This window comes from Bacillus sp. EU55, from assembly GCF_038005925.1.
Taxonomy (GTDB): domain Bacteria; phylum Bacillota; class Bacilli; order Bacillales; family Bacillaceae; genus Bacillus; species Bacillus velezensis.
The window spans coordinates 275,080-288,654 of record NZ_JBBOUE010000001.1 but is presented as its reverse complement, the minus strand read 5'-3'; the positions used below and the strand labels follow the sequence as shown (position 1 = coordinate 288,654).

The 13,575-nt window shown below is 48.8% G+C and carries 13 protein-coding genes; 1 reads left to right on the top strand and 12 read right to left on the bottom strand.

The window, feature by feature from the left end; translation table 11 throughout:
- Positions 1-236: 236 nt before the first annotated feature.
- The 7 genes from NYE50_RS01560 to NYE50_RS01530 form a co-directional block, all read right to left on the bottom strand.
- Complete coding sequence (locus tag NYE50_RS01560) at positions 237-1,439, bottom strand: MFS transporter (RefSeq protein ID WP_045508657.1); 1,203 nt, start codon at positions 1,437-1,439, stop codon at positions 237-239.
- Between the two features lie 111 nt (positions 1,440-1,550).
- Complete coding sequence (locus NYE50_RS01555) at positions 1,551-2,639, bottom strand: toxic anion resistance protein (protein WP_007609246.1); 1,089 nt, start codon at positions 2,637-2,639, stop codon at positions 1,551-1,553.
- Between the two features lie 6 nt (positions 2,640-2,645).
- Positions 2,646-4,268, bottom strand: a complete 1,623-nt coding sequence (locus NYE50_RS01550; RefSeq protein WP_159353744.1) for a YceG family protein — start codon at positions 4,266-4,268, stop codon at positions 2,646-2,648.
- A 73-nt stretch (positions 4,269-4,341) separates the two neighbouring features.
- Positions 4,342-5,115, bottom strand: a complete 774-nt coding sequence (locus NYE50_RS01545; protein WP_003156644.1) for a TerC family protein — start codon at positions 5,113-5,115, stop codon at positions 4,342-4,344.
- 38 nt (positions 5,116-5,153) lie between these two features.
- The gene (locus NYE50_RS01540; RefSeq protein ID WP_003156645.1) at positions 5,154-5,732 is read right to left on the bottom strand and encodes a TerD family protein; all 579 of its coding nucleotides are present in this window, start codon (positions 5,730-5,732) and stop codon (positions 5,154-5,156) included.
- A 32-nt stretch (positions 5,733-5,764) separates the two neighbouring features.
- A complete protein-coding gene (locus tag NYE50_RS01535; protein ID WP_003156648.1) occupies positions 5,765-6,346 on the bottom strand; it encodes a TerD family protein in 582 nt (193 codons plus the stop codon).
- Positions 6,347-6,369: 23 nt separating this feature from the next.
- Positions 6,370-6,966 (bottom strand): TerD family protein, encoded by a 597-nt coding sequence (locus NYE50_RS01530; protein ID WP_061861821.1) that lies wholly within the window; start codon positions 6,964-6,966, stop codon positions 6,370-6,372.
- A 275-nt stretch (positions 6,967-7,241) separates the two neighbouring features.
- Here NYE50_RS01530 and NYE50_RS01525 point away from each other — a divergent pair, with 275 nt between their 5' ends.
- On the top strand, positions 7,242-8,237 hold the full coding sequence (locus tag NYE50_RS01525) for an LLM class flavin-dependent oxidoreductase (protein ID WP_224988822.1): 996 nt from the start codon (positions 7,242-7,244) through the stop codon (positions 8,235-8,237).
- A 43-nt stretch (positions 8,238-8,280) separates the two neighbouring features.
- On the opposite strand, the gene NYE50_RS01520 is transcribed toward NYE50_RS01525, so the two are convergent.
- The 5 genes from NYE50_RS01520 to NYE50_RS01500 all read right to left on the bottom strand — a co-directional run bounded on the left by NYE50_RS01520 (position 8,281) and on the right by NYE50_RS01500 (position 13,514).
- Complete coding sequence (locus NYE50_RS01520) at positions 8,281-9,120, bottom strand: metal ABC transporter permease (protein ID WP_224988820.1); 840 nt, start codon at positions 9,118-9,120, stop codon at positions 8,281-8,283.
- A complete protein-coding gene (locus tag NYE50_RS01515) occupies positions 9,078-9,773 on the bottom strand; it encodes a metal ABC transporter ATP-binding protein (RefSeq protein ID WP_021495283.1) in 696 nt (231 codons plus the stop codon). Before NYE50_RS01515 ends, NYE50_RS01520 begins: the two co-directional genes overlap by 43 nt.
- Positions 9,774-9,827: 54 nt before the next feature.
- Positions 9,828-10,787, bottom strand: a complete 960-nt coding sequence (locus NYE50_RS01510; protein ID WP_029973931.1) for a metal ABC transporter substrate-binding protein — start codon at positions 10,785-10,787, stop codon at positions 9,828-9,830.
- 186 nt (positions 10,788-10,973) lie between these two features.
- Positions 10,974-12,653, bottom strand: a complete 1,680-nt coding sequence (locus NYE50_RS01505) for a glycoside hydrolase family 13 protein (RefSeq protein WP_094296353.1) — start codon at positions 12,651-12,653, stop codon at positions 10,974-10,976.
- 81 nt (positions 12,654-12,734) lie between these two features.
- Entirely contained in the window at positions 12,735-13,514 is a 780-nt protein-coding gene (locus tag NYE50_RS01500) for a glucose 1-dehydrogenase (RefSeq protein ID WP_021495285.1), read from the bottom strand.
- Between the last annotated feature and the right edge of the window lie 61 nt (positions 13,515-13,575).

Below are 13,575 nucleotides of genomic sequence, written 5' to 3'. Positions count from 1 at the left end.
TAATCCTCCTTATTGAGGATAAATTATAAAGGAAACCGGGCTTTTATCAGGCTTGAGAACGTTTCCATCGAATGTGCTGCAAACTGATTTCCTATCCTTTTTTTACAAATACAAGAATTTTTTTGCGACATTGTCCCGGAAAAAGAAGTTTTCCCCTCCTAAAAATAAGGAATATTAAGGAAAAATATAGGTCTGCCAACAGACAGCTCACTAAAAAAAGCACCCCAAAAGGGTGCTCATTGCGCAAGCTCTGTCTGTTTCGTTTCTTTTCCGAGAATAAGAATCGTGATGACAGCAACCAGGATGGCCGCACAAAAGACGGCGAAAATTGCAGTAAACGAAACGTTCCGGGCTGCAAGCGATCCGACGAGAAGCGGACCGAAAATGCCGCCGATTCTGCCGACAGCCGCCGTTGTGCCGGAACCGGTCGCACGGATCGCCGCAGGATACTGCTCCGGTGTATAGGCGTAAAGCACGCCCCATGCGCCGAGATTGAAGAAGGACAGCAGCATGCCCGCTGTGAGCAGCATGGCCAATGAATCCGCGGCACCGAAGAAATAAGCGCTGCCCGCCGTTCCGAGCAAATAGATGACTAAGATGGTCTTCCGGCCCGCTTTTTCGATCAGCCACGCCGCAGAGAAATATCCGGGAAGCTGGGCAAGTGTCATCAGAAGGACGTATTCGAAGCTCTCAATCATGCTGTAGCCTTTCATCAGCATCACGCTCGGCAGCCATAAAAACATACCGTAATATGAAAAGACGACGCAGAACCAAACGACAGACAGCAGCACCGTCGGCCGGATATACGGTTTCGTCCAGACACTTCCCGCCTGCCCGCGTATGCTTTTTTTCTGCGGCAATGCCTGATGCGCCGGTGATTCCGGAAGGCTTTTCCGCAAGTACAGCGCATAAAATGCGGCCAGCGCCGTTAAGAGCAGCGCGGCCTGCCAGCCGAATGACGGTATGACAAAGTAGGAAATCACCGCCGCAAGAAGCCAGCCCGCGGCCCAAAAGCTCTCAAGCAGCACGATGATCCGTCCCCGCTTTTCGGGAGCGGACGCTTCTGACACGAGCGTCGAGGCGACAGGCAGTTCCCCGCCAAGCCCCATTCCGATCAGAAAACGCAATATGAGAAAAACCGTCAATCCCGTTGCGAAAGCGGATATGCCGCTTCCGACAGAAAAGAATAACAGCGTGATCATAAACACTTTTTTCCGGCCGATCCTGTCGGCCAGCATTCCGAATACAAAGGCGCCCGCTGCCATACCGATGGAATTGACGCTTCCGATCCATTTCATTTGATCGGGTGTTAAATTCCAATCAGTGTGAAGCGCAGCGATAATAAACGACAAAATTCCGACATCCATCGCATCAAACAGCCAGCCCATTCCGGCAATCGCCAGAAGTTTTCGCGGAGTGACGGCAGGTTGTTTGTTCATAAGCAGCACCTCAAATCGAAAATGATTACCGTATAAGTTTACACCTGTCTTTACACATTGTCATTATCTTTTTCGAAAAAAATCCCGCTTGCCGTAAGCAAGCGGGGTGTGTTAATTCTTTAAGACTGCGTTTTTAATATTATCCTGAAGCTGTTGAATCCGTTTCGCGCCGTCTTCTCTGATACGTCTGTTCTCTTCTTCGATCTGTTTCGTTTCCTGCATACCGCTGACAATCGTATTCCAAGACGTTTCAATCGTCTCAATGTCAATGCTCGGACGGCCTGCCATACGGGCAATTTCCACGCTTTGGTTTGAAATATTTTCAGCGTTTCGCTTCAGCATTTCATTCGTGCGGCGGTCCAGCTCGCTCATTGAATCAGCCACAAGCTTTTGCCGTTTGACTGTGACAGCCTGAATGATGCCGTTTTTGAAAATCGGAATCGTAATGACGAAAGCGGAATTGATTTTCCCGATGAGCTTCGTATTTCCGCGCTGAAGGAGGCGGATCTGCGGCGCCGTTTGCAGCGCTACCATCCGCGCCATATCTAAATCATAGACACGTTCCTCAAGCGCCTGAAGCCCGTCACGCAGCGTATCAAGCTGCATTTGCGCAAGCTGGTTTCCGCCGGCCGCTTTTTCTTCATAAGAAGGAATGAGCGCCTGCATTTCCTCAAGCTTCATCTGCCCGGCAACGACATACTTTTCAAGCTCCATGTAGTAGTTAATGTTGTTTTCATACATCTCTTCCAGCGTATGGTTCGTCTTTGCCATTTCATCTTTGTATTTTGAAATTTCGACGTGGATTTTTTCAATTTCTCCGCCCAGGGTGCGGTACTTTTGAAAAATCTTTTCAATCATGCTGTTGCCGCGTTTGAACATTTTAGCGAGAAATCCTTTTGGTTCATCGAAATCATTTTTGTCAAAACGGTCCATGATTTTTCCGAGCTGCGTCAGCATTGTGCCTGAATCCGTGACACTTGTTGTTTTCATCATATTTAAGATGCGGTCGGAGAACTTCGAGATTTCAACTGCCGGTTCTTTTCCGTACTCAAGCAGCTCCATTTGGTTTTTCACGTCAATCTGCTGTGAAATGCGCTGCACCTCAGGGTCTTGGCGCAGCTGCACCCTGATGTCATCTGCTTTTTGTTCAGAAATCTCTTCATTTTTATCAAGAACAAGCGGATTTTGATTTTCTGTCATGTTTATTTACTCTCCCTGCTTTTGCGTAATGGTTCTAAACAGCTTTCTTACGAGTGACGGCTCCTTATATTCCTGCCGAAATACCATGTCCTCCAGCCAATGGACATCAAATTGGCTTTCTTCTATATAATGCTCAATGTCCTGATGGCCCGGCGGATTATACAAGATGATATCGACGCCGAATTTATTTAAAAACAACAGAGCGGCAGCGTCAGAACGTGTGAGTTCGCCATTTTGTTCCGTATGATATAAAACGAGTTTCGGAACGGTTTGGGCGTAATCAAACGTCTGAATCAATTGCAGCAGCGAAGCGGGCAGGTTCGTCGCCTGGCGGAACAAATAGATTGCGGCATCCCTTGCCTGCTCCCCGGGCAAAGCCTTCAGCCCGGGGTTTCTGCACATGTCAGAAATCACATTGGCGATGGCGCTCTGCACACCTGAAGGCAGATGCTTGTACTGCCAGATGTTGCTTCTTTTCAGCCTGTCCGCGTCAATCGCTCCTTCTTCGTTCAAAACCTGACTGTAGTGATACTGGTAGTTGGCTTTCAGCTCTTCCGTAAACGGAAAACTGCGGATCATGTGTGTCTCCTGATAGTCCGCGGCGGTATGGAGTCTGTTCCAATATTCTTTCGTATCTTTGGAAACCCCCATCACTTTCGCAAAAAGGTTCGGAACGGCCACCCGCTCCCTGTCCGCTTTAAATTGCGGCCGGATAAACGCCCGCTCCTTCGCAATGAGAAATAACTCATCATACGTCGTTTTTAAGGTCACGGACTGCGGGGTATGATCCCTGAACTGCCAAGGCTTATACATCATAGATTCCTCATGATTCAGCACATGCTCAATTTCTTTCGTTGACCGGTAGGCCGTCGTGGACGTTCTGTCCGGCTTTTCTTTCGGGAATGGCTCAAGGCCGCCTGTTGCGGGGAGCTTTATCACAAAGCTGAGTTCCTCATCCGGATCAATCAAGCTGAACGGATCTTCCGCAGCCGGATGAAACAATAGGACGTCACAGCCGATCAGCATTATATAATAGAGAAAATAGAGCTGGCTTTTGGTAGCGTCTCCATACCACACCACCTTCGGCATCTCACGCTCTATATCGGCTTGTTCGAGCCATGGATTCAGATGGTTCAGCGAAAACTTTGACACATCCAAGAGCACACGCCGGAAATCGGGATGATTCAGCCCGTTTTCATGCCGGTCCGCAAAGGTTTCCAAAAGCGTCATAAACGCGGTTCTCAGCCGGCGGTGCATAAGCGGATCAGCGTGTTTGGCAAGCAGCCTGCCCCCATCGAGAAACGCGACAAACCTGGAAACCGAAAGCCCTTTCTCTTTTTGATTGACCGAATGGATGTGCTGGAGCGCCTGAAACGTTTCAGGCGCGATGGTCTTATCCAGCGTCTCGCTTAACACATGGATGTTTTCATGAGAAGACAGCTCGAAAAGCTTATTGTAATACTCCGTCTCATCATAAGGAGTGCCCAAAATCCGGACGGCAAGCCGGGTAAACGCCAGCCCGTTTTCCCGCTCATAACCGGGACGTTCCGGCAGCGGCCGCATCAGAAACGTTTCCCAGTCATCGTTTTCCGGCTCGGCCTTTCGGATCACCAATTCTTCCTGCTTCATCATTTTCCTCCTTTCTCTTCATGATTATCGGTACAAAAAAGGAAGGAAATGAAACTCTCCCTCCTTTTTTGTTTTATTCTTCTTTAGATGCAGCCGTTTGCTCTTGAACCTGCTTTTGTTTGTTGAAATAGTGGATAATAAACGTTACCACAAACGCAGCGATGATGATTCCGAAGAACACCACGTGCGGCATTTCATAATCAAAGGCGCTCGCCGCCATTTTCACGGCGATAATCCCGATCAGCACAAAAGCCGTATTTTCAAGCTCAGGGATTTTATCAATTAAAACAAGGAATACTTTTGCGACTGTACGCATCATGAGAATGCCAAGCATACCGCCGATCAAGAGCACCCACACTTTTTCCGATACCGCAAACGCGGCCAGAATGCTGTCAACAGAGAAGGCCAGATCCATTAACTCAACTGAAACGACAGTGGCCCAGAAAATTCCGAACGTACGGACCATCCATGAATTTTTCTTCATGCCTTCCGTATCGTCATCACCTTCTCCGATCCAGAAATGCTTAATGACGAGCCAAGCCAGGTACAGCGCGCCAAGCACTTTGATCCACCAGAACTTAATGAGCAGCATTCCGATCCCGATAAAGATAAAACGGAAAATATATGCCCCGAACAATCCGTATGTTAATGCTTTCTTCCGCTGTTTTTCAGGCAGATGCCTTACCATCACCGCAAGCACTAACGCATTGTCGGCCGACAGCAGCCCTTCCAGCAGAACCAAGGAACCGATCAGCCCCCATGATACAGGGTCAGTCAGCACCTCACCCCACATTTTCCAATCAAAAAAGGAAGCGTAGGTCGACATAATATGATGTAGAAAATCCAAGTTTTTTCCTCCTATTTAGTAAAACGGTAATTTCCTGCTTACACCTGCAAGCCGTAATTCCGGCAAAGTGATGCCAGACCGCCGGAAAACCCGCTGCCGATGGCGTTAAACTTCCACTCAGCCCCATGGCGGTAAAGCTCACAAACGACAACCGCCGTTTCAATCGAGAAGTCTTCCCCTAAATCGAAACGAAGCAGTTCATTCTGGCTGTTTTCATCGACGACGCGCACGAACGCGTTAGACACTTGTCCGAAATTTTGGCCGCGCGCTTCCGCATCATGAATCGTGACGGTGATGCCGATCTTTTCAATATTTGCGGGTATTTTTGAGAAGTCGACGATAATTTGTTCATCGTCTCCCTCGCCCTCGCCCGTCCGGTTGTCTCCCGTATGGATGACGCCCCCGCTCGGGTGTTCCAGGTTATTGTAGAAAACAAAATCAAGATCATTTACACAGTTGTCATGGGCATCGACAAGAAAAGCCGACGCGTCAAGGTCAAAGTCATGCCCTCCGGAGTACTTGTTCGTATCCCAGCCTAAGCCGATCACCGCTTTTGTAAGACCGGGGTTCGTTTTTGTCAGATCAACACGCTGTCCTTTCGCCAATTGAATTGCCATGTGCTGTCTCTCCCTTCTGTGTTTGATATGGTTCAGCCGATTTGCAGGCCGTAATCTGTCGCAATACGGGCCAGTCCGCCTTGGTAGCCTGAGCCGATCGCGGAAAATTTCCATTCGCCGTTATGTCTGTAAAGCTCCCCTGCGATAATGGCTGTTTCAATTGAGAAATCTTCAGCCAGATCATAACGGATCAGCTCTTCATTTGTTTCTTCATTGACAATGCGCACGAACGCGTTGGAAACTTGTCCGAAGTTTTGGCCGCGGGCTTCCGCTTCATGAATCGTGATGACGAATGAAATTTTGTCAATAGCGGCAGGCACCGCGCTCAGGTTGACCCTTACGCTTTCGTCATCGCCTTCGCCCTGGCCTGTCAGGTTGTCGCCTGAATGTGCGACAGAGCCGTTTCCGCCTTCAAGCTGATTATAGAAAATGAAATCATCGGGCGACGCGCATCTTCCTGCTTCATTTAATAGAAAGACGCTGGAATCTAAATCAAAATCATGTCCGCCGTCGTATTTGTTTGTATCCCAGCCAAGGCCGACAACGACTTTAGAAAGACCCGGATTTGTTTTAGTCAAATCTACTTTTTGTCCTTTTGCCAATGAAATTGCCATGAGTGCACTCTCCTTTTTATCGTTTAGGCGTATCGGTTAACGATATCGCCGATTTTTGTATCGTTTGTGCCTTCTCCTACTGCGGCGAATTTCCACTCGCCGTCCTGGCGGTAGATTTCAGCCGCGATCAGGCTCGTTCTGCCTGAATAGTTATCTCTTAAATTGTAAGTCACCAGTTCTTCGCGATTAGCCTGATCAACAACGCGGATGAACGCGTTTTGAATCATGCCGAAGTCCTGTTTTCGTCTGACGCAGTCGTAAATATTGACGACAAATACAAGTTTATTAATCTGAGCGGGCACTTTCGCTAAATCGATGAGAATTTGTTCATCATCGCCGTCGCCTTCACCCGTCAGGTTGTCACCCGTATGTACGACACCGCCGCACCGGCTTTTCAGATTGCCGAAATAGATGACGTTTTTGCTGTCTGTCATTTTATCATTTTCAAGCATCAGTACGGAAGCGTCACAGTCGATATTGGCACCGCCTCCGCCGAACAGCTTTCCGAAAAAGCCCCCGGATGATACAGGGTCCCAGCCGAGTCCGACCAGCAGTTTTGACAGGCCGGTTTTTCCTTTTGTTAAATCAATCCGCTGTCCTTTTTGTAAAGAGATCGCCATATGATTCACTCCTATTCTGTAAGGGTGCCGCTAAGCACGCCGCAAGTGCGCATTTTTACTAAATTCCGGGACAAGAATCCCGGTGTTTATTAAGATATACGTCTTTTATTATATCAAAGTTTCATAAAACATAAGAATTTTTGGCGAAAAACGGCGAAAAATCACTTCCTATATTCTCCTTCGTTCCGGAGAGAATAGAGAAAACAAAGAAATTGACGGGGACTGAACATTTTTCCTATCCTTGTATCAATACATGTCAGGAAAGGGGCAGACGAGTGATTGATTTAAGCATACTTGATCAGGCGCCCGTATCCAAAGGAAACGGGCCGCACGAGACGCTCCGCCGTTCAGCGGAGCTCGCCCGCCTCAGTGAAGGGTGGGGCTATAAGCGGTACTGGTTTGCCGAGCATCACGGCACAAGAGGGCTCGCAAGCGTTTCGCCGGAAATTATGATCGCTCATACCGCCGCAGCCACAACGTCCATCCGTGTCGGATCAGGCGGCGTGCTGCTGCCGCAGTACAGCCCCTATAAAGTCGCGGAAACTTTCCGTCAGCTTGAGGCGCTGCATCCGAACCGGATTGACCTCGGGGTCGGACGCTCACCGGGCGGCACAACGAAAATCCGGCTCGCCCTCACAGACGGGGTAAAGAAAAGCATGACCGAGTTTAACAGGCAGCTTGAGGATTTATCATCCTTTCTGACAGATTCGATTCCCTCGGACCACGCTTATGCAGGAATAAAAACAGCGCCTTTGATTGAAACAGCCCCGCAGCTTTGGGTGCTCGGCCTCGGGGAAAACAGCGCCAGACGCGCCGCTCTTCAAGGTGCGGGCTATGTCTTCGGCCATTTCATTAATCCGGAACGCGGGGAAAAAGCTTTTCAGATCTATCGGGACCATTTCCGGGCCTCCGCCCATTTTTCCGCTCCCGCCTCGCTCTGTGCCATTTTCGTCATATGCGCGGCTACGGATGAGAAAGCGGAAGAACTCGCGTTAAGCCAGGATTTATGGCTTCTTCGTGTCGGAAAAGGCGCCGACAGCCGCGTGCCGAGTGTGGAAGAAGCGAAGGCTTATCCGTATTCGCCGGAGGACCGTAAACAGATAGAAGAAAACAGGAAGCGGATGGTGATCGGCTCTCCTGCCGCAGTGAAACGCCGTCTGCTTGAACATTCCGAGCGGTATCAGACAAAAGAGATAATGGTGCTGTGCAACGTCTTTGATTTCGAAGCAAAAAAAGAGTCATATGAGCGTCTTGCTGATATATTTCTGTAAAAAAAGCCGTCAAACGGAGCAGCAGATGAGACTGCTGCACCGCTTAACGGCGGTTTTTTCGTTCTTTTCCTTTTTTAAACGCATTCCAAATCCCCTGCAGCGTAAACCCGAGCAGAAGCAGAATGATTAACAGTAAAGTGATTGACGGCCCCGGAGGCGTTCCGAGCTGGTACGAAGACGTCAGCCCCATGAACACACTGAAAAGAGAAATAATAATGGCCGCCGCAAACATCCATTTAAACCCTTTGGCAATACGGATTGCAAAAGCCGCGGGCAGTACGAGGAGCGCGGAAACGAGCAGCACGCCGATAATCGGAATAATGACCGAAATCGCCAGCCCCGTCACGATGCTGAATGACATTGACAGGAGGTTTGTGTTAATGCCTGATGTCTTAGCCGTCGCCTCGTCAAAGGTAAGCAGGTAGAGCGGTCTGTTTAGTATAATAAAATAAAGCAGAATCAGCAGGGTAATGCCTCCGATAATATAGACCTGCTGCTGGCTGACCGTGACAAGCGATCCAAATAAATATTGATCGATGCTCATCGACGCGCCGCCTTTTGACAGGCTGATCAGAAACATCGCAAACGACAGCCCGGCCGCCATTAAGATTGCGATAGATACCTCTGAATATGTACGGTACGCCCGCCGCATGTATTCAATGCCGATCGCTCCGATCGTGACGACAACGATGCTCGCCGCCGTAATATTGGTACTGAGAAAAAAACCGATGGCCACGCCCGACAATGAAATATGAGACAGCGTATCCGCCATCAGCGCCTGTCTTCTCAGCACGAGATATACGCCTAATATCGGCGCCATAATTCCGATCATGCTTCCCGCTAGAAAAGCTCGTCGCATGAATTCCAAGTCAAACATTTCCATCCGCCTTTTTCCCCCCTCTCAAGCCGTATGACTTTATCCAGATACTGCTGTACTTCGTTTTGTTCGTGTGTCACCATGACGACGGTGCGGTTGTGATTTTTCACCTGATGGTGCATAAATTCGTAGAAACCCTGTCTGCTTTCATAATCAACCGCGGTTGTCGGCTCATCAAGCATCAGCAGATCCGGATTGCTCGCAAGCATTCTCGCAATGCAGATTTTCTGCTTCTGTCCGCCGGATAAATCGCCGATTTTCCGGTGGCGGAAATCCCACATTTCCACCATCTTCAGCGCGTTTTCCACCTCGTGGTGATCCGTTTCGTTCAATCGTTTAAACCATTTTCCTTTCGTATAACGGCCTGATTGCACAAGCTCCAGAACCGTGCTTGGGAATCCTGCGTTAAATGAAGAAATCTGCTGCGGAACATAGCCGATTGTCAGGCGTTTTCCGGCTGCGTTTTTTTTACTGATCTCGGCCGTTCCTTCCCAAGGTCTGAGCATGCCGAGCATGACTTTCATCAGCGTCGATTTTGACGCGCCGTTCGGTCCTGTAATGCCGACGAATTCGCCGCTTTTGATTTCCAGCGACACGCCGTCAAGCACCGGTGTATGCGAATAACCAAAAACGATATCTTTTAATGTAACGAGATTCATGCTGACCTTCCTTTCCCGCATAGAAATAGTGTGCACCCCGCGGCGCACACTATGTTATTTAACCAATAGCGAATCTTTCAGTGCATCAAGGTTTTTCTCCATAATGTCGATATAACCGATGCCTTTATCCCGTTCTTTTTGGCTTAAACCTTCCAGTGTATTGAGCACTTCCGTTTTCGCGCCGATTTCACCGGCAAGTGTATCTGCAACTTTAGGCGATGCAACTTCTTCAAAGTAGATGATCTTCACATCATGCTTTTTGGCAAACGTTTTGAGATCTGCCAGTTTGGCCGCACTCGGCTCTTCTTCAGGAGAAAGGCCTGCAATCGCGACTTGTTTTAAGCCGTATTCTTTGGCGAGATAGCTGAATGCCGCGTGCTGTGTGATCAATTCTTTTTTCGCCGCTTTATTTAATGTTGTACGGTATAGTTTATCAAGATCCTGCAGTTTTGCAATATATTCTTTACTATTTTTCTCATAGTATGCTTTATTCTTCGGGTCCTGTTTTACGATCTGCGCCGTAATGGTTTTGACCTCTTTTTGCGCAAGAACCGGGCTGAGCCACACGTGAGGGTCCATGCTGTGGCTGTGGTCATGACCGCCGTGTCCATGTTCCTCTTCCTCTTCATCCGAACCTTCGAGTAAGTCAATTCCTTTTGACGCCTTTACAAACTTCGCATGATCAGAGCTCATGCTTTTTTCCGCTGAAGGAACCCATGTCTCCATATATTCGCTGTTGTATACGAAAAGATCGGCGTTTTGAATGCCGGCGATATCCTTCGGCGTCGGCTCCCAATCATGGGGTTCGACCGAAGACGGGATGAGAATGTCTACATCGCCTTTGTCTTTGACAATTTGTTTCGTAAATTCGTACATAGGATAAAAGGTCGTCACGACGTGCAGTTTGCCGCTTTTCGAAGAACCTGACGAACCTTTTGAAGATGAATTGCCGCAGCCCGCCGCGATTAAAAAGCATGCCGCAATGACAATGATTCCGCTCCATTTTTTAAACAAGCCGTTTCCCCCTGTTCTGTAAATCAGAATGATGACGATTTCCAAAGCGTACTTTCTCGTTCATTTGTTACCTATACCATAATAAAACGAAGTAATTACGTTTTGCAAGATATTTTTTTTCTAAATTGATATCCGATTTACCTAAAAAGCCTCCGCCATGTATGGACGGGGACGTCGTATCACATATCAGGCAAGCAGATAAACTCTTGTTTCATAAGGGCGGAATGTGATGCGGGATTCCGTGCCGCCGTCATTTTCATAGTTGCTGAGAAGCAGCTCGGCCCTTTCAGGTTCGGAGCCGTCCGGCCAATAAAAGGCGGCCTCTTCTTTCGATACGTTGCTGATGGACATGAGTTTTTGTCCGTTTGCCTGTCTTTCATATACAAACAGCTGCGGGTCATCAGGAAGCAGCAGCGTGTAGCTGCCTTTTATGATATCAGCATACTGTTTTCGCAGGCGGATCAGTTTTTTGTAAAAGTTCAATATAGAATCGGGATCATCCTGAGCCTCGGCCGCATTGACGGTTTTGTAATTGGGATTGACCGTGAGCCACGGTTCGCCCTCCGTAAATCCGGCATTCTTGCTGCCGTCCCACTGCATCGGTGTACGGGCATGGTCCCGGCTTTTCGCCATAATGGACGCCATGACTTCTTCTCTGTTGCGGCCCATTTCAAATACCCTTTTATGATACATATTGACGGTCTGAATATCTTGATAATCCTCTATTCTGTCAAACGGAGCGTTTGTCATGCCGATTTCTTCCCCCTGGTAAATGTACGGCGTGCCTTTCATGAAATAAAGCAGGGCGGCAAGCATTTTGGCGGATGCTTTGCGGTATGTGCTTTCGTCTCCGAAACGGGATACGATCCGGGGCTGGTCATGATTGCACCAATACAGCGTATTCCAGCCTTGATGTTCCAGTTTTTCCTGCCAGTCTGTGAGCACTTTCTTTAAATCGGACAGCTCAAGCGGTTTTACATCCCAATGCTCTTGGCCCGGCTTTTGATCAAGCTCCATATGCTGAAAATGAAAAATCATATTCAGTTCATGCTCATCGGTTCCCGTGTAGACCAGCCCTTCCTCAGGCGTCACTGATCCGGCCTCGCCGACTGACATCACGTCATATTTGGAAAATACCTCTTTCGTCATTTCTTTTAAGTAATCATGTATCCGTGCCCCGTTTGGCCGGAAAGGCTTCGGATCGGCCCGGCGGGCGATGTAATCTTCATATGGCGGCAAATATTCTTTTTTTGACAGAAGATGAAGCTGGTCTATTCGCAATCCGTCCACGCCTTTATCGAGCCAAAATCTCATCATCTCGTATACTGATTGCCGAACCTCGGGATTTTCCCAATTCAGATCGGCTTGTTTGACGGCGTTCATATGCAGGTAATATTCGCCCGTATGTTCTTCGTACTGCCAGACGGATTGTCCGTAATCCGACACCCAATCGGTCGGCGGGCCGTCCGCGGTGCCCGGCCGCCAAATATAATAATCGCGGTATTTGCTGTCCGGATTCATTTCCGCCTCTTTGAACCAAGGATGCTCCGTGGATGTATGATTTAAGACGAAATCCATCACAAGCTTTAATCCGCGGCTGCGGCATTCTGTAAGCAGATCGTGAAAATCCTCCATCGTTCCGTAGGATTCCATAATCGCTTGATGATCCGTCACATCGTAGCCGTTATCAACGTTTGGCGACGGGTAAATCGGGCAGATCCATATCACATCAGCGCCAAGTTCTTTTATATAATCGAGACGCGCGATAACCCCCCGCAGGTCGCCTATGCCGTCGCCGTTCGTATCTTGAAAGCTTCGCGGATAGATTTGATAGACAACGGCGTCTTTCCACCAGTCACTTGCCATCTTGCGGCCCTCCTGTTTTTTAGAGAACCATTTCCTTTATGATCCTTCCCTAAACAAAAAAGAGAAGGTTTCCCCCCTCTTTTATCTGTCCAGCTGAGACGGATAAAGCGTCATGCCTCCGTCGACGAAAAGTGTCGTTCCGGTTACGTAACTCGCTTCTTCCGACACCATCCATGCGGCGGCCGCGGCGACTTCTTCCGGTTTGCCGAAGGCGTTCATCGGAATTTTTTTCAGCTGGGCCTGTTTATGTGTTTCATCTTCCAGATCCTTATTGGACTCCGTGGCGATCGTGCCGGGAGCGATGGCATTCACCCGGATGCCTTTGTCTGCATAATTGAGCGCCATCGTTTCCGTCATCATTTTGATTCCGCCTTTGGATGCCGAGTACTGCACGTTTTCAGGACGCGGTATTTGCTGATGAACGCTCGATATGTTTAAGACCGTTCCTTTTTTGCCGCGCTCGAGCATATGTTTCAGTGCCGCTTTCGCCCCCAAAAAGGTGCCGGTCACGTTGACGTCGATGACCCTTTGCCAATCCTCCAGGCTCATTTCATGGGGCATCGCTTCGGCTCCGTTAAAGCCGGAATTGTTGACCATCACGTCCACGCCCCCGAAATGCTCCTGCGCGGCATGAAACAGCGCCTGAATCCCTTCTTCTGAGGATACATCGGCTTTTACGGTGACGGCTCGGCCTCCCGCTTTCTCAATGATGTCCGCCGCTTCTTCCGCTCCGGCGGAATCACCGAGGTAGTTCACAACCACATTCATCCGCTCCTTGCCGAAGCGTTCGGCAATGGCCTTTCCGATTCCTTTCGAAGAACCTGTTACGATTGCTGTTTTTCCCTGTAAATCCTGATACATTGTCTCTTTTCCTCCCTGATGTTAATACAGAGCATGTACCCGGTTTTGATCGGCTGAAAAC

Coding starts and splice junctions, on each gene's coding strand:
- NYE50_RS01500 (WP_021495285.1), bottom strand. CDS start 13,514: ATGTATCAGGATTTACAGGGAAAAACAGCAATCGTAACAGGTTCTTCG.
- NYE50_RS01560 (WP_045508657.1), bottom strand. CDS start 1,439: ATGAACAAACAACCTGCCGTCACTCCGCGAAAACTTCTGGCGATTGCC.
- NYE50_RS01550 (WP_159353744.1), bottom strand. CDS start 4,268: ATGAAGCAGGAAGAATTGGTGATCCGAAAGGCCGAGCCGGAAAACGAT.
- NYE50_RS01515 (WP_021495283.1), bottom strand. CDS start 9,773: ATGAATCTCGTTACATTAAAAGATATCGTTTTTGGTTATTCGCATACA.
- NYE50_RS01520 (WP_224988820.1), bottom strand. CDS start 9,120: ATGGAAATGTTTGACTTGGAATTCATGCGACGAGCTTTTCTAGCGGGA.
- NYE50_RS01530 (WP_061861821.1), bottom strand. CDS start 6,966: ATGGCGATCTCTTTACAAAAAGGACAGCGGATTGATTTAACAAAAGGA.
- NYE50_RS01505 (WP_094296353.1), bottom strand. CDS start 12,653: ATGGCAAGTGACTGGTGGAAAGACGCCGTTGTCTATCAAATCTATCCG.
- NYE50_RS01540 (WP_003156645.1), bottom strand. CDS start 5,732: ATGGCAATTCAATTGGCGAAAGGACAGCGTGTTGATCTGACAAAAACG.
- NYE50_RS01555 (WP_007609246.1), bottom strand. CDS start 2,639: ATGACAGAAAATCAAAATCCGCTTGTTCTTGATAAAAATGAAGAGATT.
- NYE50_RS01535 (WP_003156648.1), bottom strand. CDS start 6,346: ATGGCAATTTCATTGGCAAAAGGACAAAAAGTAGATTTGACTAAAACA.